This is a genomic window from Shewanella sp. 553, from assembly GCF_059338375.1.
In genome coordinates this window covers 1,825,234-1,845,414 of record NZ_CM181701.1, presented here as the reverse complement: position 1 = coordinate 1,845,414, position 20,181 = coordinate 1,825,234, and the positions used below count along the sequence as shown (strand labels likewise).

Genomic DNA, 20,181 nt, shown 5'->3' with positions numbered 1-20,181 from the left:
ATCCAACAAAATCAGCAGCATCTCTTACGTCATACTCTTGTCATCAAATGATGGTTAACTGTATGCGTTAATTAAGTCAATATTGTGATCTGTCTAACAAGAATAAAATAGATAGCCCGCAGCAAGGACTTGATTAGTAATAAAGAAATGGATAGTCTCAGTAACTTAGAATTCATCTTTCGCTAAAGCTAAGGATATTTTTATTATTAAATTTCAACTGCTAAACAAGCAGTCATCATTAAAGGAGTATGGCCAATGTCGTACAATATGAACGGTCAAGAGATCACGGTTAATTTTCCAGTGGCCTCTATATCATCAAATAAAACCTCTATCGCATTTACTGATAGAGCTGGTAAAAATAGACAAACCTTTTCTAAACGTACCGAAGCGTTACAGTTTATGAAATGGTTACTTTCAAGCAATAAATAAACCTCACGCTATTCGATACACCTCCTCTCATCGTATCGAAGGTTGCTAACGCAACAAGTAGGATTGACATCATTCGTCAACGACTCAGCACACTTCATTTGGCCTAGGTTGTATCACTTTCACAGATACTGACCTAGCCAAGTGATGCTAACCCCCATATTTTCGCCTATATCTCGGCAACATAGACTCATTCCCTAGCAACCCACCTTGATGTAGATAGAGCACCTTTTGCTTTGGATTATTTTCAAGATAGTGCAGTAATACTAGCCAACCCAGTGGATCGTAGAGTAACTCAAATTCCATCCCTGCTTGCTTAAGCTTTTGCCATACTTGAAAAAACTCGGGATAGAGCTTACCAAAATGGTAACGCTTATTCGGACTTAAAATTTGAGGAAACATTGACTCATCATCGACAAGCATTCGCCATTGCAGCTTAAGGTAATCATCACCGCCAACAACTGAGCACGTTTTAACTTGAATGCTATTATCGAGTTCGCTAAAGCTCTTATGTAAAAATAAGGCTGTGGTCCCCGTCCCTGACGGTAAGAAAACCACGAGTTCACTTAACTGCTGGGCCTGTTTCCACGCTATTATTTCACGTGCTAATTGCCGCACTCCAGACTCGGCATACTGACAGCGCCCACCTTCTGGAATAAACAACAGATCATCACGACCCGGTAATACGCATTGCTCGATATAACTGGCGCAATCGAGATCAGCCCTATCATGACACTGACTTAAATCGATAATATTGGCGCCATTTTGCAGCGCTGCACGGTAATTACCCAGTGGATGCGTAAGCAGATAGCTGGCTATATGATCCACATAAAACTCTAATTGCCACCCCTTAAGCTTAGCCAGCGCTGACATCGAATAAAGTGAGTTCGCCTGAGGGGAGCCATATCCAACTAAAGTGGAGATGTCGGGGAAATCCTGCTGGAGAAAATAGGCAAATTTTCGTGCCTTATTACCAGAAAATGCCGGGTGGAGCAAATCATCACGTTTGACATAAACATCATGCCCATCAACATCAAGGGTATGCACAGGAGTCTGAGTCAGTTGTATCATAAGCAGTTCAAAGACAAAGAAATCCATTTTACACTGACTGATACACCTTGACTAACTTCAATCTCAAGTACCTTAGGGACTCAATCGCCCGGCACTCTAGATAACATGATTTGTCCCCCCACTATTAGTTAGCCTGATGGGCTAAACAGTAGTAAAAAAAACCATCTATGATTGTAATAAAAACTAAAAGTTAATAATAAACAGCAGCTTAAGTATTGGCACGATTATCGCTTGATTGCGTTTATAGATGATTAACACTTACTGACAGAGAGTGAGTGAGTGAGGCGCTTAGCCCGTACTGGCGATCGTCACCATCAGAAGTTGCTATTCATCAAGGTACATTTTAATTAACAACAGATATTCAAAAACCGATGTTTTGAACACTTTAGCTCGGCATTAAATCGATAGCATAAGTGAAAATAATAATAGGAGCGCTCAATGACCGTCATTCGTTTACTACTCAATATTGCATGGTTCATCTTAGGGGGATTGGTGATGGGGTTAGCCTGGTGGTTAGCAGGCCTACTCTGTTTTATCAGCATTATTGGCATTCCCTTTGGACGCGCCTGCTTTGTGATTGGCGAAATGGCTTTTTGGCCCTTTGGTCAAGAGAGCCACAACCGTAAATCGCTGACAGGCGTTGAGGATCTGGGTACCGGTTCACTGGGTATGATAGGCAATGTCATCTGGTTTATATTATTTGGTTTCTGGTTAGCAATAGGCCACCTGGCCCACGCACTGGCTTTATTTGTCAGTATTATTGGCATTCCATTTGGGATCCAGCATTTAAAACTGGCCATACTCAGCCTAACGCCGATAGGTCAAACCATCAAAGCTAAAGCCACTTAAACCAACATGTTGATCACTATTTGCGGAGTAATAATTAATGGATAACCAATTACATAAAATAGCTATCACCATGATAGGAGGTATCTTAGTATTGCTTGGTGCTGTGCTAATAATACTGCCAGGCCCTGCATGGCTACTACTGCCTATAGGATTAGCAGTATTGAGTATTGAATACCCATGGGCAAGGCGTTGGCTCAAACTGAGTCAACGCCAGATGAAACAATCGGCACTTTGGTTAGATAAACGCTGGGCCAATAGAAAGGGTTAACACAGTGATAACGCGCAGTAATTAGTTGCTGCGCGTTATTCATTATCAGTACAGTCAGATTGCTAAACGTCATTGCCCCGACAAGCAATTGAGCAGAAGTCTATAAACTAATGAGTTTAAATTAATTTAACTAGCGTTGTTGACCATCTGCCACCTGAGTAAGTCGCTCTAAAATAGCTAATAACACCCCTTGGTGATGCATATTGTCGAGCAAGCCTGTGCTAAAGCGCTCAAGACGCGTCATAGCGGTCAACAATAACTGACACTCTTGCAAACTAGCATCACCAATATATTCGGGTCTATCGATAAGATGGCTATTTTGATACCAATCACTCCAGTCTAATCGCTCCAGTAACAGACCACACTCTTGCAACTGCTCAGTAAAGTCATGCAGTTTACTGCTACACACAAGGTGTTCTCCTTGGGTAAAATGCTTAGCATACTCTGCATATAATGCAGCGATTTGTACTGACATAATATCACTCATACCGACCTCCTAAAGCGAAATGTCAGAACACGTGACCAACAATGTGGCGCGTAGCACTGAACTAACGAAAAAAGAGATAAGCACGTCACCTATACCAACGAATGGGGGACTAGGCTAATTCAACGCAGCTGTACCATGGCTTAACGGCTAATAATTAGTCTGGCTGATAGATCATAATTCGAGAGGCTAGCGCCGCTCAAGAGGTGATAGTCATATTAATGGACGCTCAAGTTTCACTGGCAAATTGATTAAAGCAGTCGCTGCTGATATAAGCTATTAGAGCGAGTCTTGATACAATGCAAACTCCTGTAAAATCAAATCGGTAAATAGACTACCAGCCCGACCTAAAGGCCGCTCCATGGTGGAGACAAGTTGCGGAGTAAAGCTGTAACGGCTGGCGCCGACAAAGTCCACTTCCACTAATGCTCCCGAGGCCAACTCGGTTTGAATCAAAAATTCAGGCATCCACCCAAAACCTAAACCCATCTGCAGCGCATTTTTCTTCATAATAAAACCTGATAAATAAAACACCTTATCGCCACCAAACTGTAATTGGTCACTGTGGTGCACACTGGGGGATGAATCTTGAATGGTGAGCTCGACATACTGCAATAACTCAAATAAGGCCACTTGTTGCATCGCGGCAAGTGGATGCTCGCGGGAGACCACCAGCAAACTGTTAATGACCGGCAAAGGTTGAGGGCAATAGTTAGGGCCTGAGCGATAGTCCTTCACCAGCATAAGATCGGCAGCGTCACGCTCAAACCTGTGTTGCACCCCACCCAAAAATTCAACATTAAGCTGGATCTTAGTGGGAATATTCTGCTCAGCCACTTGCTTAAGCGCGCGCATTATCGGCTCCATGGGTAATGAGCCATCGACCACCAATTCCAATGTCGGCTCCCAGCCTTGACTAAATCGGCTGGCTAAATGCTCAATATTGCCCAAATACTGCAGCAACCTTTGGCCCTCGGCCAACATAACCTTGCCTTCTGCGGTTAATTCGGCTCGATACTTATCGCGACAAAAAAGCTTTACACCTAAGTGTTGCTCTAGTTTTTTTACCTGATAGCTCACTGCCGATTGCGCCTTATGTAAACGTTCTGCCGCCTTGGCAAAGCTGCCCTCTTCGACCAGTACTTCGAGTACCTTAAATGCTTCAATATCAATTTTCATCAGCCTTCCAAAGCGTAAAGCAAATACAACCATCTAAATATTGGATTGAGTTAAGCTATTTATTATTCTTTTTTTTGTTAATGCGAGCAACTAAATTGATAACTCGATCACAAAAAACGCGTTCACCACAATAACAACAAGATCTGTGTGCAGGTAAAGCACTGAGGAAGAACATTATGCCGTTTTATGTCAAGCAGGGGCAGATCCCACACAAGCGTCACATCACCTTTAAAAAAGACAATGGTGAGCTTTATCGTGAAGAGCTGTTTTCTACCCACGGCTTTGCCAATATTTACTCTAATAAATATCACCATAATATGCCCACTAAAGCATTAACGGTGGCGCCATATGACTTAAACCACGGCGATACCTGGCAAGACCCACTGATCCAAAACTACAAACTTGACTCGAAGCAAGTGGATTGCCAAGGCCACTTTTTTTCCGCCCGTAATAAGATTTTTTTCAATCATGATGTGGCGATCTATACCGCCAAAGTCACCCAAGATACCGACGAGTTTTATCGAAATGCCTATGCCGACGAGGTGGTGTTTATTCATGAAGGGCAAGGCACGCTTTACAGCGAATATGGCACCATTAGTGTCAATAAATGGGATTATCTGGTGATCCCGCGAGGCACCACCTACCAACTTAAATTTACCGATTTGGATAATGTCCGCCTGTTGGTGATTGAGTCCTTTTCCATGGTGGAAGTCCCCAAACATTTTCGTAACGAATATGGTCAACTGACCGAATCGGCGCCCTATTGCGAGCGCGATATTCGGGTGCCAACCTTGCAAGATGCCACAGTAGAGCAAGGAACATTTCCCTTGGTGTCTAAATTTGGCGAGCGCTACCAGATAACTGAGCTGCAATGGCACCCATTTGACTTAGTCGGCTGGGATGGCTGTGTTTACCCATGGGCGTTTAACATCCAAGATTACGCGCCAAAAGTGGGGCAAATTCACCTGCCGCCCTCTGAGCATTTAGTCTTTAGTGGCCATAATTTTGTCATCTGTAATTTTGTGCCGCGCCCTTATGATTTTCATCCCCAGTCGATCCCGGCACCTTATTACCACAACAATATTGACAGTGACGAGGTGCTCTATTATGTCGACGGCGACTTCATGAGCCGAACTGGCATTGAGGCCGGTTACCTGACGTTGCATCAAAAAGGGGTACCACATGGTCCCCAACCGGGACGCACCGAAGCCTCCATTGGCAAAACTGAAACCTATGAATATGCCGTTATGGTCGATACGTTCGCCCCACTACAACTCACCCAGCACGTACAAACCTGTATGAGCCCAGATTACAACCGCTCGTGGATAGAAGAAAAACAATAACCACACATCGGCAGTCAAGCTGCCAACACCCAACACAACTCAGGCCGATGGAGCAATACACCGCGGCGAGATAACATATTGAACGAGGACATTGACATGGCAAGCGAACAAAATCCCCTAGGACTATTAGGTATCGAATTTACAGAATTTTGCACGCCTGACAGTGAGTTTATGCATCAGGTATTTATCGATTTTGGTTTCTCTAAGTTAAAAAAACATCAGCAGAAAGAGATTTTTTACTACAAACAAAATGACATCAATTTCCTGTTAAATAATGACAAAAAAGGGTTCTCATGCGCCTTTGCCAAAAAACATGGCCCAGCTATTAGCTCAATGGGCTGGCGTGTGGAAGACGCTCAATTTGCCTTTGACGGCGCCGTGGCGCGCGGTGCAAAGCCCGCTACAGAAGCTGCGAAAGATCTACCCTATCCTGCAATTTACGGTATTGGTGACAGCCTAATCTATTTTATCGACACCTTTGGTGAACCAAACAACATTTATGCCAATGACTTTATTGACTTAGATGAGCCCGTTATCACCCAAGAGAAAGGTTTTATCGAAGTCGACCACCTGACCAATAATGTCTACAAAGGCACCATGGAGCATTGGTCTAATTTCTATAAAGAGGTATTTGGCTTTACCGAGGTGCGTTATTTCGATATTAAAGGCTCGCAAACGGCGTTGATCTCCTATGCACTGCGCTCACCCGATGGCAGTTTCTGTATCCCAATCAATGAGGGTAAAGGCGATGATAGAAACCAAATTGATGAATACTTAAAAGAATATGATGGCCCGGGAGTACAACATCTGGCTTTTCGCAGCCGCGACATAGTGGCCTCGCTCGATGCGATGGAAGGCAGCTCCATTGAAACACTAGACATCATCCCCGAGTACTACGACACCATCTTTGACAAGCTGCCACAAGTCACCGAAGACAGAGAACGTATTAAGCATCACCAAATTCTGGTCGATGGCGATGAAGAGGGTTATCTATTACAGATTTTCACCAAAAACCTATTTGGGCCCATTTTTATCGAGATCATTCAACGCAAAAATAACTTAGGTTTCGGTGAAGGTAACTTTAAGGCGTTATTTGAATCCATTGAGCGCGACCAAGTGCGCCGCGGTGTGCTCTAAAGCCCACTGGCTCTCATAGGATAATAAAAACCAGCTCAAGGGCTGGTTTTTTATTGGCACCCAAGCGATAAATCACTACACTAGCGGCCTGTTTATATTCACTGATTAGTCCTTATCACCATGTCCGAACACATTCTTATTGCGGTATTTTTACCGACCTTTTTCTTTGTCTCGATAACCCCAGGTATGTGCATGACCTTAGCCATGACCTTAGGCATGAGCATTGGCGTACGCCGCACTCTGTGGATGATGATAGGTGAATTGGTGGGCGTGGCACTCGTGGCCATTGCCGCCGTCATGGGTGTGGCCAGCATGATGCTCAATTACCCCCAGATATTTGAGATCTTAAAATGGGTCGGTGGCCTCTACCTCGCCTTTATCGGGGTGCAGATGTGGCGCGCCAAAGGCAAACTCGCCCGTTTAGAAACCTCGACCTCGATCAGTAATCGCGCCCTTATTACTCAAGGCTTTGTCACCGCCATCGCTAACCCTAAGGGCTGGGCCTTTATGATCTCCTTACTGCCGCCTTTTATCAATGTCGATAACGCCATTGCGCCGCAAATGATGATGCTGTTATCCGTCATCATGTTGACCGAATTTGTTAGCATGTTGGCTTATGCCAGCGGCGGTAAATCCCTCAAACTGTTTTTAAGCCGGGGTGACAATATTAAGTGGCTCAACCGCATCGCCGGAAGCTTAATGGTGGGTGTGGGTTGCTGGCTGGCGCTAGGTTAGACGCCAGCCTCTAACGTAAACCGCTTCACTCTTGCCCTTTTTTGTAAGGCAGAGCCTGTTTAAGCTGTGTCATGTAATGCTGCACCTGTGCCCGTTCTTGCTGGGTAAAGTCGGCGATGGCGGCGCGAAATTGCCCATGGGCTATCTCATGGGCCGAATAGGTTTCTACCGGTTCAAAACCCCGTAACACCTTATGTTCGCCTTGAGCCCCCGCATCAAACACCTTAAGCCCATGGGTAATAGCATACTCGATCCCCTGATAGTAACAGGCCTCAAAGTGCAACCCATCGAGCTCAACTAAGGTGCCCCAATAACGCCCATAGAGGGTGTTGTCAGAGACAAAATAGAGCGCCGCCGCAATCATAGACTCACCGCCTTCCCCTTGCTGGCTCACCAATAACAGGCGTATCGCAGCGCCCATGGTGGCCACCAGCTGAGTAAAAAAAGCTAAGTTAAGATAACCGCTATGACCTGAGCGTTTAAAATAGGTCGCTTGATAACACGCCACAAAATGTTGCAATGCATCACCGGTGATCTGCGGCCCCTCAACAAACCGAAAATGCAGCGATTTATCCTGTAACTGCCGTCGATCTTTGAGGATGTTTTTACGCTTGCGGCTGCTCATTTGCGCTAAAAACTCATTAAAATCATGATAACCACGATTATGCCAATGAAACTGAGTGCCCAAGCGGGTTAAACACCCGGTACTGGCCAAACGCTGATGCTCGGCGTGAGGATGAAACAGTTGATGCCAGCCAGAGCCTGCAACACGTGCAACCTGCTGTTCAAGGTAACGACTGAGCTGGGTTAACAACGCCTGTATCTGCGCGGCATTTAGCTGCGTCGATATTGCCAGCCGCGGCCCGGTCACTGGCGTAAAAGGGACTGCACTAACGAGTTTGGGATAGTAGTTGAGTTGATGCCTCTCATAGGCCTGCGCCCACGCCCAATCAAACACATATTCGCCATAGGAATGGGTCTTAAGATACATAGGCATGACAGCGACTACGTTAGTTTCAGCATCAATATTAGTACCGAAAGTCGCTTCATCCTGAGCCAGCTTGACGATGACATGCATTGGCTGCCATCCGGTTTCGATACTCACGCAGCCACTGTTTTCTAATGCGTGTAAAAATTCATAGCGGCTAAAGGGGTTATCACTGCCCATTAACTGCGCCCACTGCCGCTGGCCTATTTGACTTATCTGACTGACGCACGTGAAGGTAAACAAGGGCACAAGACTCCTTTATGATGATGGTTTAAGTGCAGCAACGCGCTGTGGTAAGCATCACTTACTAATGGCCACTTGATAAGCGTCTTTTTGACAGCAATGACTTGCTATTAATAATGCCAGCGGCTTGATTTTAACAGCAATAGTCGGCACATTGAGGGACAAATGTAGACACAAAGGATCAATTGTGCGCCCACTTAACACCCTCATTATCGCCCTATCGCTTTCACTGCCTTTCACCTTAGGCCAGTATAGCCACGCGGCTGAATCATCAATATACAGTAATAGCGCTACCGTCCAACCGGTATGGGCAAAGCATGGCATGGTCGCCAGCCAAGAAGCGCTCGCCACCCGAATTGGGGTGGATATTTTGCAGCAAGGAGGTAATGCCGTCGATGCTGCCGTTGCCGTTGGCTTTGCCCTAGCGGTTACCCTACCGCGCGCGGGTAACCTCGGCGGCGGAGGCTTTATGCTGGTTCATATCGCCAAAGACAATAAAACTATTGCCATCGATTATCGCGAGGTCGCGCCAGCAAAAGCCGATAAGGATATTTTTTTGAACGCGCAAGGCGACGCCGTCGCCAAGCTCAGCCGTGAACATGGCCTCGCCGTAGGCGTGCCCGGCACCGTAATGGGCATGGAGTTAGCCTTAACGCACTATGGCACCATGACCCTAGCACAAGTCATCGCCCCCGCCATCACTTTAGCCAAGCAAGGCATTGTCGTTACCCCAGATTTAGCCACCTCCCTTGCAGGCCTTAAACGTCGCATTAGCCAATGGCCTAGTTCGAAAGCAATTTTTTATCGACCCGATGGCAGTAACTTTGAGATTGGCGACACCTTAATACAACAGGATCTGGCTCACTCGCTAACACTGATCGCCGAGCAAGGCAGTAAAGGCTTCTATCAAGGCAGTACGGCTGAAAAAATCGTGGCCGCAGTAACCGACGCTGGCGGTATCATGACTCAGGCCGATCTGGCCGACTATCATGTGGTTGAGCGCGAACCCGTCAGTGGCGAATATCGCGGTTATCGGGTGGTCTCTATGCCACCGCCATCATCGGGCGGCGTGCATATCATAGAGATGCTCAACATGCTCGAACCCTTCCCCATTGATAAAATGGGCCATAACACCGCCGATACCCTGCATGTGATGTCTGAGGTGATGAAGCGCGCCTATAGCGATCGCAGCAAATACTTAGGCGATCCCGACTTTGTCTCTGTGCCGGTGGCCGAGCTTATCAGTAAGTCCTATGCCAAGCAGCGTTCTAAAACCATCACCTTAGAAACATTGACCCCAAGTCATCTTATCAACCCAGGTAAAGTCTCGGGCTATGAAAGCCCACAAACGACCCACTATTCTGTGGTCGATAAATGGGGGAACGCAGTCGCGAACACCTACACCCTTAATTTTAGTTACGGCTCTGGTTTAGTGGCTCAAGGCACGGGGATTTTACTTAATAATGAGATGGATGATTTTTCGGCAAAACCCGGCGTGCCTAACGGATATGGGTTAATTGGCGGTGATGCTAATGCGGTCGAGGGGCACAAACGCCCGTTAAGCTCAATGAGCCCGACCATAGTGATGCAAGATGGTAAACCATTTATTGTCACTGGCAGCCCGGGGGGCTCGCGGATCATCAATACCACCTTACAGGTGATCATGAATGTGATTGACCATAAGCTCAACATTGCCGAAGCCAGCTATGCCAGCCGAGTCCATCATCAATGGCTGCCCGATGAGCTGAGGGTTGAGAAAAGCCTCAATCACGACACTATTAAGCTGCTAGAGGCCAAAGGCCACAAAGTGACGATAGGCAATGCTATTGGCTCGACCCAATCGATTATGGTTACTCCTGAAGGGATCTATGGCGCATCAGATCCAAGACGTGCGGGTAGTGAAACGGCGGGTTATTAACATAGCCACTTTCGAGTGAGTCAAAATGCGCCGTCAAGGCGCTTTTTTATTGAGTCAGCCAAAGCCATTAAGGTAAAGTGAGCCATCAACACCACCACACAAGAGCTGCAATGAATCAAGCTGATGGACTGCCCTACTCCCAAGCCTGCGAAAATAATAAACAAGCCATTTTATCTGTGTTACGCCACCGTTTTGCTCAGGTCACTCAAGTATTGGAAATCGGCAGTGGCACGGGACAACATGCACTCTATTTTGCCGAGCAGTTGCCTCATCTCACTTGGCAACCAAGCGATCAAGGCGCCTATCTTGCACCGCTGTGCCTTAGAGTGAGCCTGGCGGCCCACCTTGATAATCTTGCCCTGCCGTTAACTATCGATGTTATGCAGCCTTGGCCCTGCAAGGCGCAACAATTTGATGCACTCTTTAGCGCCAATACCTTACATATTATGAGTAAAGCCATGGTAGAAGCCATGTTTGAGGGGATATCGCAGCATTTAGCTCTAGGAGGAGTATGCTGCCTGTACGGGCCGTTTAATTATCAACAAGCCTACAGCAGTGCCAGTAATCGAGAATTTGATACTTGGCTAAGGACTCGCGATCCCCTCAGTGGTATTCGCGATATTGAGTGGATAATCGAGCTTGCCGCCCGCGCAGGTATGCGTTTAATGGCTGATAATGAGATGCCTGCCAACAATCGGTTACTGCAATTTTTAAAAGAGGCGTGATCATTCCCCCCTGATATGCCGCGTGACCACGGCATATCATTATCTAGCAGTCATTAAAAATGGTGGCTTAGAAGTCGGCCTCGGTCAGTGAACAGATAAGCTCACTACTGGACTCAATTTGCGCCCTCAAACTGCGAGTTTGCACCGCCCAATACGCCATGTAAAACGCGGCGGTTTTCAGTTTATCCTGATAAAACGCCTGCTCTTGAGAGGAATGCTCGAGCGCCACCGCCGCCATCCTCGCCCACATCCAAGCTAACGCGGCAATGCCAAACATCTGCATATAGGGCATAGACGCCGCCCCGATGATATCGGGATTGTGACCAGCATGAGTACTGATATAACCTGTGGCCTGTTGCAGATCCTGCAAAGCATCGCGCAGCGGCATAATATAGGGGATCATGGCGTCATTAGCTTGATGCTCATCGATAAAGCGGGTCACTATCTCAGACCATAGGGCTAAAGCTGCACCGCCATCGCTGAGTATTTTGCGCCCAACTAAATCCAATGCCTGCACGCCATTAGTGCCTTCATAGATCATCGCAATACGACTGTCGCGTACAAATTGCTCCATGCCCCACTCATGGATATACCCATGGCCACCAAACACCTGCTGGGCATCGACACAGGCCTTAAACCCTTGGTCGGTCACAAAGCCTTTGACCACTGGGGTCAATAACGCGGCCAGCTTACTGGCATTAGCAGCCAGTGACTTATCGTTAGCGCGATGGGACTCATCGAGCCACAGTGCTTGCTGGCCCATTAAGGCTCGCGCCCCTTGATTAAAGGCCTTTTGTGCCATCAACATACGCCGAATATCACCATGAACTAAGATAGGATCGGCGGCCTGTTCGGGTGCCTTGACACCGCTCAGCGCGCGACCTTGAATCCGCTCTTTGGCATAGGCTAATGCATTTTGGTAGGCAATCTCCGATACGCCAAGGCCTTGCACTCCCACCCCAAGGCGCGCCTCATTCATCATGGTAAACATGGCACGTAAACCTTGATGGGGTTTGCCCACCAGTTCCCCCATGGCCTCATCAAACACCATCACGCAGGTTGAATTACCATGAATGCCCATTTTATGTTCCAGCGCACTGGCGACCACACCATTGTGCTCGCCTAAGCTGCCATCGTCATTGACGCGATATTTCGGCACCGCAAATAAGGAGATCCCTTTCACCCCAGCAGGTGCATCTGGCAGGCGAGCCAAGACCAAATGTACTATGTTGTCGGCCAAGTCATGATCGCCCGATGAGATAAAAATTTTCTCGCCGCTAATGGCATAATATTGCTCGTCAATCGCTTGTGCCTTGGTGCGAAGTAGCGCCAGATCGGTTCCCGCATGGGATTCAGTTAAGTTCATGGTGCCGCTCCATTCACCGCTGACCAATTTGGCTAAATATTTCGCTTTAAGCACCTCACTGCCGTGGGCATGAATCGCCGCATACGCCCCATGAGTTAAGCCGGGGTACATGGCAAAAGCCATATTGGTGGAGGTGTTCATTTCGGTGGCAAATATCCCCACAGACTCGGGAAGCCCCTGGCCACCATAATCAGGATCGCTGGTCAATGTAGCCCAGCCATTGTCTACATATTGTTGATAGGCCGCTTTAAAACCTGTTGGGGTGCGTACTTGCCCCGCGACAATTTCGCAGCCCTCGACATCGCCGCTGCTATTTAATGGCAACATCACTTCGGTAGTAAAGTCTGCAACCCCTTGTAGAATCGCGTCCACTAATGGCGCATCAATCTCATCGAATCCTTGTAGATCGCCACGCTGATAAATCGACAGTAACTCACTTAATATAAATTGATAATCTCGAAGCGGAGCTTGATAGATAGGCATTGAATCATCCTTATTAATCGCTATTTCATCCATTACGTCATACCGAGCTTAAGTTCAGTTACGTGACTGAGATGGCCGCGTCGCCACTCATGCAACCACTATTGCAGCATTACGAACCTATGCATCGAACTTGAGCGTCAATATTTTCGTCAAGATGCAAGCTAAACATGGCACTTGCTCTTGTCCTCCCACTCTAACCAAATCAGCCTAAAAATACAGCACTGATAAGACTAATAATATTGAGCGGGGATAATAAAACAGCAAAAAAAATCAAGGCGATACTTATCCTTAAATAAAAAAAACGTTAAGCTAATACCTCTGCGGCCTCAGGCCAATATTAGGCAATAGGATAAGACGATGGCTTCTGTTACCACCAAAAAACACCCTAACGGACTCGACTATGTCGAAATCGACACCCCCTTGTGCGAGGCGCGGATCTTTATGCAAGGCGCGCAGATCGACCGTTTCACCCCTAAAGGCAAGCCCCCGTTACTCTGGGTGTCGAGCGCGGATGATTATCAGCCCGGGCATGGTATTCGTGGTGGTATTCCCGTATGTTGGCCTTGGTTCGGTATGAGCAACCATCCAGAATGGCCGCAACATGGTTTTGCACGCACTCGTATTTGGACACTCGATTCGGTGCAGCTGCGCAATGACATAGCCGAACTTAAATTTAGTTTATCCATCAATGATGAAGACAGGATCAGCTGGCCCCATGACACCAAAGTCGAGCTGCTGTTTACCCTAAGCGATACCTTAAGCGTCAGCTTAATCAATACCAATCTCAGCGATGAAACCGTAAGCCTAACCCAAGCCTTGCATACTTATTTCCCTATTGACGATATTCACCAACTTAAAGCCACTGGCTTTAGTGGCGCCCATTACATTGAATTTGGTAAAGGGCCCTATCCGCAGGCCACAGATGAAGTGATATTCAACCAAGAAACCGATAGGGTTTATAACGCCCTTGGCCCACGACAGCAGCTACATACGCCCCAAGGGATAATTAATGTCTGTCGCCGCAATAGCCAGTCGGCAGTTCTGTGGAACCCATGGATTGATAAATCCAAGCGCCTAGCACGCTTTAATCATGATGATTATCTCACCATGGTATGCCTCGAAGCGGCCAATGTGCTTGAAGATAAAGTCACCCTTGCCCCCTATGGCAGTCATACCTTAACTACTGAGATCAGCTGGGCCAACTAACAGCATTGGCCATAAATAGCCAACTGAGCAGCTTATGTTGCGCCAATGGACGGCCCGCCCGACATAACTGCTAGACTGATCGTAACGACTCTATTTGTGGCGCAGCATGTTTAGCCAACGACATTAAGGGCAACAACCGAACCATATGACAAAGAGACAGGGATAGATGCGGCAGCGACTGAGTCAATCACGCCTAATGGCAGCGCTACTGATCACGGCGCTGCTAATGGTTGTCGCCCTCGGTTTAGTGGCTGCCAATCTCAGTGGTATCACCCAAAGCCTAGCGAATCGTTACCTATTACCTGCCAACACCCAAATCAGTGCCCTCAATGTTAACCTTGACGGTGTGCTCAACGGCCATGTTGCACAGTTAGATTTACAGGTCAACGACAGTCATATCGCCATCAGCGATCTGCAATTGACCTTCAATGATGCCGTTACATGGACACATTTTTCTCTCGAGAATATTGACACGCTGGCCATTAGGCACATTGAGGTGCTGTTATCACCCACGCTATTTTCTTCCAATCCCAATACAGAACTCGCCCCGACGACTAGCCCAGCGCTGTCGCTCGATATGGTAGCAATACCTAAAATAGCCATAGGACAGACGCAACTGAGTGTGCAGCAGATCCCGAGTGAACAACTGAGCCTAAGTCTGGATTATCTCAATATCGATAATCAAGGAAGAGTGACCAGCCAGTTAAGTCATCATGATAAATTACTGTTTGGCCTCGATGCGCAACTATCTGACGAGAGCTGGCAGTTCGACACTCGCTTATCCTTAGATACCCTCCAAGCATTCATGGCCCAGTGGGTAGCATCGGCGCCGGCGCAGCAGCAAGAGACGCCTCCACTGCGCCAATTTATCGCACTAAAACACCAGTTAGCTACCCAGCATATAGATATCAGCGGCCAGCTTATTTCATCGACTCGGCTCGATATTGCCAAGGCCCGCATCGATTCCAGCCATCAACTGGAGCCGTTTTCGCTAACACTTAACGGCTTGACTGGTACAGTATTTAACTCACCTTTGCAATTAGTTCCAAAAGCGCTGCCGATTGAGGGCGGTGCTGACTCAGCCTCCGTTTCGACGCCAAGCAACTCATTGCCATCAAATAGCATTGCCTTCGAGATCACCGGTCCAGTTAGCGACCTAAGCGTGAGCCTTGCGCCAAGCCAACTTGAGCTGGCAATATCGCCATTGCAACGTCAGGCATTCTATAGCGGGGCCACGACCCACGCGCCTTTGCTCAATACACTCGATAGGCTATTGAGTACAACTGCCTTGTCTGAAAGCAACGTGGCGGATAACAATTCGGCTGATAATCACCGCCAACCCTCTCCCCCAGATCAGGACGCTCTGCACTCTCAGCAATCTCTGCGCACTCTACTTGGTGAGCTAACTGGCCAGCCACTTTATCTTATGTTGCAACTTGCCAGTCCGCTTAACTATCAAATTAATTCACAACAATTAAGCATTGAGCACCTACAAGCAGAGCTGTTACTGGGTAATTTACAGCTTAATACTGAGCTAAAACATCTCAAGAGCGTGAATAAAATTGATGAAACCAGTGTCACCACCGATTGGCAGCTGACGCTGGCGCACCCATCCACCTTATGTGTCGGTTTTTCAACGCAGCAAGAAAACGCAGCCCCTATTGCTCCCTGTGATACGAGGATAGATTCGCAGCTACGCGCCGATAACATAGCGTTGTCTGCAACAGGCAGCGCCAACGCAACCTACCCCACAGCGCTGTCAGCAGGGGCTGCAACATCGAGCTTTGCCTTGACAGTGCTGCCTGAGGCACAGCTGATAATCGACGGGCCATATTATCGTCATCAGTCCCTTGATGTCGCCTCAACACAGTTCACACTTGCGCTCACTGAACCACTGAGTTTTAACACTGCTGATGAGGTTAAACTGCAATTTGGTCATATCGATATAAGTAACAGTGGCAATCAATTCACCTTCGTGCAAGCTGGCGAGCACTACCAGCTTGCGAGTCATCGCACTGAGCTGCAACTAAGCGGTGGCCAGTTCAACAAGCTAGCTAATGGCGCAAGCCAATGGTTATTGCGCCCCTTGAGTATCTCAACCCTTAACCCACAGCTAACCCAGTTAAGTAACCTCGTTGCGGCGCTGCCAGCACAAACACTGACCAGTGCCGAGCTTGTTTTCAACAGTAAAGAGACGCTACATATTAACCTCGACGCGGAGCTTAATAATAAAAACACAGGCAAACTAACGACTCAACTATATCTCCCCCCCCTCATGCTGCAACTTAATGGGACGCAACTGACGCATCGGCAAATTAGTGATGAGCAACATACAATTGCCACCACGACCAACATAGGCGTCGCTCGCTTAGATGTGGGCGCTATTGATATGGGGTACATAGCCTCCCTTACAGAGGAGAGCAGCTCAGCTGTAAACAATAAACCTGTCGCCAACACGAGCGCGCAGTCGAATCTGAGCGCACCATCACACTCACTGGCAGCTTTGGTTCTGAACGCACCATGGCACAATCAACTTGAACTTAGCCTTGAAAATATCAGTGTTAATCAGCAGTATTATCAGCTGAAAAAACGCCGGCAACGTAATCTTTTTGCGATCACCCAGCTGGGGATGACTCAACAACTCGATTGGCAAGCCAGCGCCAGCCAATATCGGCTAAGCACAGCAGAGCAATGGACGGCTGGACAGTTATCGATGCGCAGTCAGCATCAATTGACACTGGCAAAACAACCAGATAAGGTCGCGCTACAAGGTGAGTTCGCGCTTAATAGCGATCTGCAGCAACTAATCAACCAACTCAGTAGCAGTTTTGCCCTCAACATGCCTCTTACGACCATTGGCGATATCCAGCTAGCCAGCCATCATCAACTCTCATGGCAGCCTGATGAACTCCACTTCTCCATGCAGCTGACACCAAAAATTCAAATCAGCGAAGGTAGCATTAACCTACTGCCCTTTGAACAGTTTAACCTTGATGGCAAATGTTATTTCAGTGCGAGTGCGATAAAACATAGCCCTAGCAAACGCAGCATTAACTGTAATGACCTAAGCCTTCAGACGCAGGCATTTAATCCTGGCGTGGTACTCAATAATATCAATGCCAGTACTCAACTTAATTGGTCTTCTCAAAGCGCGTCGAGCCAAGAGACTAAAGAGGCTTTGCTTCAAACAGCCGATATTAATATCAATGCCAGCGCCGATACCCTAGGTGGCCATTTGCTGCTGCCTAAATTTTCGCTCGACTTACATCAACCCTCCGAAGCGTATCTGGTGTTACAGGCGTTAGATTTAGCCCAGCTACTAACCATTCAGCCACAACAAGGCATTTATGCCGATGGTATTTTTGACGGTGTTTTACCTATGCAAATTGTCGATGGTAAAGTGTCGGTTACAGGCGGGAAATTGGCCGCGCGTGCACCAGGTGGCTTGATTAAAGTGGGCAATAATCCTGCGGTAATGCAGATGCGATCCTCTCAGCCCTATTTGGATTTTGCTTTTTCCGCCCTCGAAGAACTGCACTATAGCGAGCTATCGAGTCGTTTTGATATGGCCGCCAATGGCGATGCCGTGCTGCACGTTAATGTAAAAGGTAAGGCTAAAGATATTGAACGCCCTATTCACTTGAACTACGCTCAAGAAGAGAATATGTTGCAGTTGCTCAAGAGTTTACAAATAGGTGATCGCCTACAACAGGATATTGAACAGTCGATGGCACAATAAGCGGGCGCCAATTATGGTCATCTATAAAGGATTAAGCTGAGCTCACCTTGAATGATCCAGAAACGATCATCGCTACAAAAAAGGAATCACTAGTGAAGATATTGCCGACGTTAATAAGCACCACCATAGCGGCCGCGCTATTAAGTACCATAGGCTGTTCACCCACGGTTAAAATCGAGCCGCCAGATAAGCCTATTGTGATTAATCTTAATGTTAAAATTGAGCACGAGATCAAGATCAAGGTCGACAAAGAGCTTGATGAGTTACTCAATAACAATGAGCTATTTTAACCCATTTTGAGATCAGGAAATCACCATGAAACGTCAAATACTTATACTCATAACCGGATTGCTGTTGAGCCTAAATGCGTTCGCTATCTCCTTACAAGAGGCCAAGAGTCAAGGTCTTGTCGGTGAGCAGGTGAATGGTTATTTAGGACTGGTCGTTAACAATAGCCAAGCCAAACAACTGGCTGACTCGGTCAATGCTAAGCGCCGAGCCCATTATCAAAAAATTGCCACGCAAAATGGCATTAGCGTCGAAGATGTCGCCAAACTGGCAGCAGAAAAGGCCATTGCCGCCGCCGATAGAGGTGAATATATCCAAACGCCTCAAGGTAATTGGATTAAGAAATAACCTTTAACTAGATACTTAACATAGTCACCAGCTAAGCAACTAACCTCCAGCGCCTATGAGATGGGCGCCTTTTCTTTTGCCTAATGATAAACCGCTGACGAGCGAGGTTTAACCACCAGTAGATCGCAATCGATACGATCGATCACCTGCTCAGCGGTATTACCACACATGCTAGAGAGCAAATTAGACTCGCCAGCATCGCCCACAATCACTAACTCCGAATCCACCTGCTTCGCCAGCACGGCTATGGCGTCTTCAGGGAGCGCTTTAGCCACATGAAAATGACTGGCTGGCACATGATGCCGGCTCTGTTCCGGTAACAGGTGATAACGACTCGAATAGAGCGACAGTTGGCGCAAATGATACTGTTCATCAGTTTCAGGCATGACAGGTTGCTGAAAAGAGATACTGGGGTTATCACCATAATAGCAATCAAGCAGATGACAATTCCCCTTTAACAGTCGGGTAAAGTGTTCGGTCGTTTGTAATACCGTTTCATTTAACGATTGATGCTGCAGCCCTTCAGCGCAAGGCTCGACCAGAGATAAAATTCGCCCGCCTGGTTGCCAAGCATGATCTTTTACTATCACCACAGGCTTCGGTGACTCTTTAAGTAATCTCACATCTAATGATTTAATCGCTAACCAGTGCCATAACTTGCGAGTCGAGGCACTAATCAAAACCGCATCAACATGAAAATCTCGGCAACACTGCAACACATCATCAATAGCGTGGCACGATGTCGATGCATATGATATTGCAACGCCTGTATGAGCAACCGAGTGGATAAAGTCAACTAAACATTGACGTTTAGCGTCGATAGTTGGTGCACCATTATCGGCATTGGCTTGTTGGGTGTCTTGACTACGATAAAAAGTATGTACAAGGCGTGAGACAAAATGACTATGTTCAAGCAACATGACTAGGATATGCGCTTGACTTTTTTTGGCCATATAGGCGGCCCTTGAGATACCTCTAAAATTAAAATCGTGTTCATCGATAACCACTAGCAATCGTTTGTAGCTGTCCATAACGGATCCATCTTGCCATGGGGGAACCCTAATTGTAGTTGAGCCTGAGACGCTATTTGAAGCTGTTTACCGCATAAACACTGGGCTAGCGCCAAACAGCTGATAATGAAAATGATTACTGTTTATAACATTTTCGACTTAAAAAATCCGTTTGCCATAATACCGACCACAACGGTAATCTCTATTAGCGCCAGTACGAATGCCATAATAAATAGGCAATACAAATGGCAGGTAATGACGACAAGTTAATCCCCCCATTTTGTGGTGTAAGGCCGTTAGCGCATCTCACCGCTGTGAACAAGTTCACAAGGTACAGAAAAAGTGAATTAGTTGGCGCTACTATAGTGATTAAAG

The 20,181-nt window shown here is 47.1% G+C and carries 18 protein-coding genes; 12 read left to right on the top strand and 6 right to left on the bottom strand.

Going from position 1 to position 20,181, the window contains the following annotated elements; translation table 11 throughout:
* Nucleotides 1-255: 255 nt before the first annotated feature.
* On the top strand, nucleotides 256-429 hold the full coding sequence (locus AC5YBZ_RS08360) for a hypothetical protein (protein WP_494519207.1): 174 nt from the start codon (nucleotides 256-258) through the stop codon (nucleotides 427-429).
* 147 nt (nucleotides 430-576) lie between these two features.
* Here the strand turns inward: AC5YBZ_RS08360 and AC5YBZ_RS08355 are convergent, their stop codons facing one another.
* Nucleotides 577-1,497 carry a pyridoxal-phosphate dependent enzyme gene (locus AC5YBZ_RS08355; protein ID WP_494524741.1) on the bottom strand — a complete coding sequence of 307 codons (921 nt, stop codon included), beginning with the start codon at nucleotides 1,495-1,497 and terminating at the stop codon, nucleotides 577-579.
* 438 nt (nucleotides 1,498-1,935) lie between these two features.
* Between AC5YBZ_RS08355 and AC5YBZ_RS08350 the strand changes: the two genes are divergently transcribed.
* Together AC5YBZ_RS08350 and AC5YBZ_RS08345 are read left to right on the top strand one after the other, a co-directional pair.
* Nucleotides 1,936-2,346, top strand: a complete 411-nt coding sequence (locus AC5YBZ_RS08350) for a YccF domain-containing protein (RefSeq protein WP_494519209.1) — start codon at nucleotides 1,936-1,938, stop codon at nucleotides 2,344-2,346.
* A gap of 37 nt (nucleotides 2,347-2,383) precedes the next feature.
* Nucleotides 2,384-2,614 (top strand): PGPGW domain-containing protein, encoded by a 231-nt coding sequence (locus AC5YBZ_RS08345; protein WP_494519210.1) that lies wholly within the window; start codon nucleotides 2,384-2,386, stop codon nucleotides 2,612-2,614.
* A gap of 130 nt (nucleotides 2,615-2,744) precedes the next feature.
* On the opposite strand, the gene AC5YBZ_RS08340 is transcribed toward AC5YBZ_RS08345, so the two are convergent.
* Both AC5YBZ_RS08340 and AC5YBZ_RS08335 read right to left on the bottom strand, forming a co-directional pair.
* Nucleotides 2,745-3,101 carry a DUF6508 domain-containing protein gene (locus tag AC5YBZ_RS08340; protein WP_494519211.1) on the bottom strand — a complete coding sequence of 119 codons (357 nt, stop codon included), beginning with the start codon at nucleotides 3,099-3,101 and terminating at the stop codon, nucleotides 2,745-2,747.
* 276 nt (nucleotides 3,102-3,377) lie between these two features.
* Nucleotides 3,378-4,277, bottom strand: a complete 900-nt coding sequence (locus tag AC5YBZ_RS08335) for a LysR family transcriptional regulator (protein ID WP_494524740.1) — start codon at nucleotides 4,275-4,277, stop codon at nucleotides 3,378-3,380.
* A gap of 176 nt (nucleotides 4,278-4,453) precedes the next feature.
* On the opposite strand from AC5YBZ_RS08335, the gene AC5YBZ_RS08330 reads away from it, so the two are divergent.
* From AC5YBZ_RS08330 to AC5YBZ_RS08320, 3 genes are all read left to right on the top strand, one after another.
* A complete protein-coding gene (locus tag AC5YBZ_RS08330) occupies nucleotides 4,454-5,620 on the top strand; it encodes a homogentisate 1,2-dioxygenase (protein WP_494519213.1) in 1,167 nt (388 codons plus the stop codon).
* A 96-nt stretch (nucleotides 5,621-5,716) separates the two neighbouring features.
* Entirely contained in the window at nucleotides 5,717-6,757 is a 1,041-nt protein-coding gene (gene hppD, locus AC5YBZ_RS08325) for a 4-hydroxyphenylpyruvate dioxygenase (protein WP_494519214.1), read from the top strand.
* 120 nt (nucleotides 6,758-6,877) lie between these two features.
* Complete coding sequence (locus tag AC5YBZ_RS08320; protein WP_110458000.1) at nucleotides 6,878-7,492, top strand: LysE family translocator; 615 nt, start codon at nucleotides 6,878-6,880, stop codon at nucleotides 7,490-7,492.
* 25 nt (nucleotides 7,493-7,517) lie between these two features.
* On the opposite strand, the gene AC5YBZ_RS08315 is transcribed toward AC5YBZ_RS08320, so the two are convergent.
* Nucleotides 7,518-8,729 carry a GNAT family N-acetyltransferase gene (locus AC5YBZ_RS08315; RefSeq protein WP_494519215.1) on the bottom strand — a complete coding sequence of 404 codons (1,212 nt, stop codon included), beginning with the start codon at nucleotides 8,727-8,729 and terminating at the stop codon, nucleotides 7,518-7,520.
* A gap of 181 nt (nucleotides 8,730-8,910) precedes the next feature.
* Between AC5YBZ_RS08315 and ggt the strand changes: the two genes are divergently transcribed.
* Nucleotides 8,911-10,641 (top strand): gamma-glutamyltransferase, encoded by a 1,731-nt coding sequence (ggt, locus tag AC5YBZ_RS08310; RefSeq protein WP_494519216.1) that lies wholly within the window; start codon nucleotides 8,911-8,913, stop codon nucleotides 10,639-10,641.
* A 110-nt stretch (nucleotides 10,642-10,751) separates the two neighbouring features.
* The gene (locus AC5YBZ_RS08305; protein ID WP_494519217.1) at nucleotides 10,752-11,366 is read left to right on the top strand and encodes a DUF938 domain-containing protein; all 615 of its coding nucleotides are present in this window, start codon (nucleotides 10,752-10,754) and stop codon (nucleotides 11,364-11,366) included.
* Nucleotides 11,367-11,433: 67 nt separating this feature from the next.
* Here AC5YBZ_RS08305 and AC5YBZ_RS08300 read toward each other — a convergent pair whose 3' ends face one another.
* Nucleotides 11,434-13,215 carry an acyl-CoA dehydrogenase C-terminal domain-containing protein gene (locus tag AC5YBZ_RS08300; protein WP_494519218.1) on the bottom strand — a complete coding sequence of 594 codons (1,782 nt, stop codon included), beginning with the start codon at nucleotides 13,213-13,215 and terminating at the stop codon, nucleotides 11,434-11,436.
* A 357-nt stretch (nucleotides 13,216-13,572) separates the two neighbouring features.
* Here AC5YBZ_RS08300 and AC5YBZ_RS08295 point away from each other — a divergent pair, with 357 nt between their 5' ends.
* From AC5YBZ_RS08295 to AC5YBZ_RS08280, 4 genes are all read left to right on the top strand, one after another.
* The gene (locus AC5YBZ_RS08295) at nucleotides 13,573-14,421 is read left to right on the top strand and encodes a D-hexose-6-phosphate mutarotase (RefSeq protein WP_494519219.1); all 849 of its coding nucleotides are present in this window, start codon (nucleotides 13,573-13,575) and stop codon (nucleotides 14,419-14,421) included.
* Between the two features lie 166 nt (nucleotides 14,422-14,587).
* A complete protein-coding gene (locus AC5YBZ_RS08290) occupies nucleotides 14,588-18,160 on the top strand; it encodes an intermembrane phospholipid transport YdbH family protein (protein WP_494543667.1) in 3,573 nt (1,190 codons plus the stop codon).
* A gap of 98 nt (nucleotides 18,161-18,258) precedes the next feature.
* Nucleotides 18,259-18,450, top strand: coding sequence for a YnbE family lipoprotein (locus tag AC5YBZ_RS08285; protein ID WP_494521626.1), 192 nt, complete (start codon nucleotides 18,259-18,261; stop codon nucleotides 18,448-18,450).
* 25 nt (nucleotides 18,451-18,475) lie between these two features.
* Nucleotides 18,476-18,796: a YdbL family probable chaperone protein gene (locus tag AC5YBZ_RS08280; RefSeq protein WP_494519221.1), complete on the top strand. Its 321-nt coding sequence runs from the start codon at nucleotides 18,476-18,478 to the stop codon at nucleotides 18,794-18,796.
* 80 nt (nucleotides 18,797-18,876) lie between these two features.
* Here the strand turns inward: AC5YBZ_RS08280 and AC5YBZ_RS08275 are convergent, their stop codons facing one another.
* A complete protein-coding gene (locus AC5YBZ_RS08275) occupies nucleotides 18,877-19,827 on the bottom strand; it encodes a universal stress protein (RefSeq protein WP_494543666.1) in 951 nt (316 codons plus the stop codon).
* Between the last annotated feature and the right edge of the window lie 354 nt (nucleotides 19,828-20,181).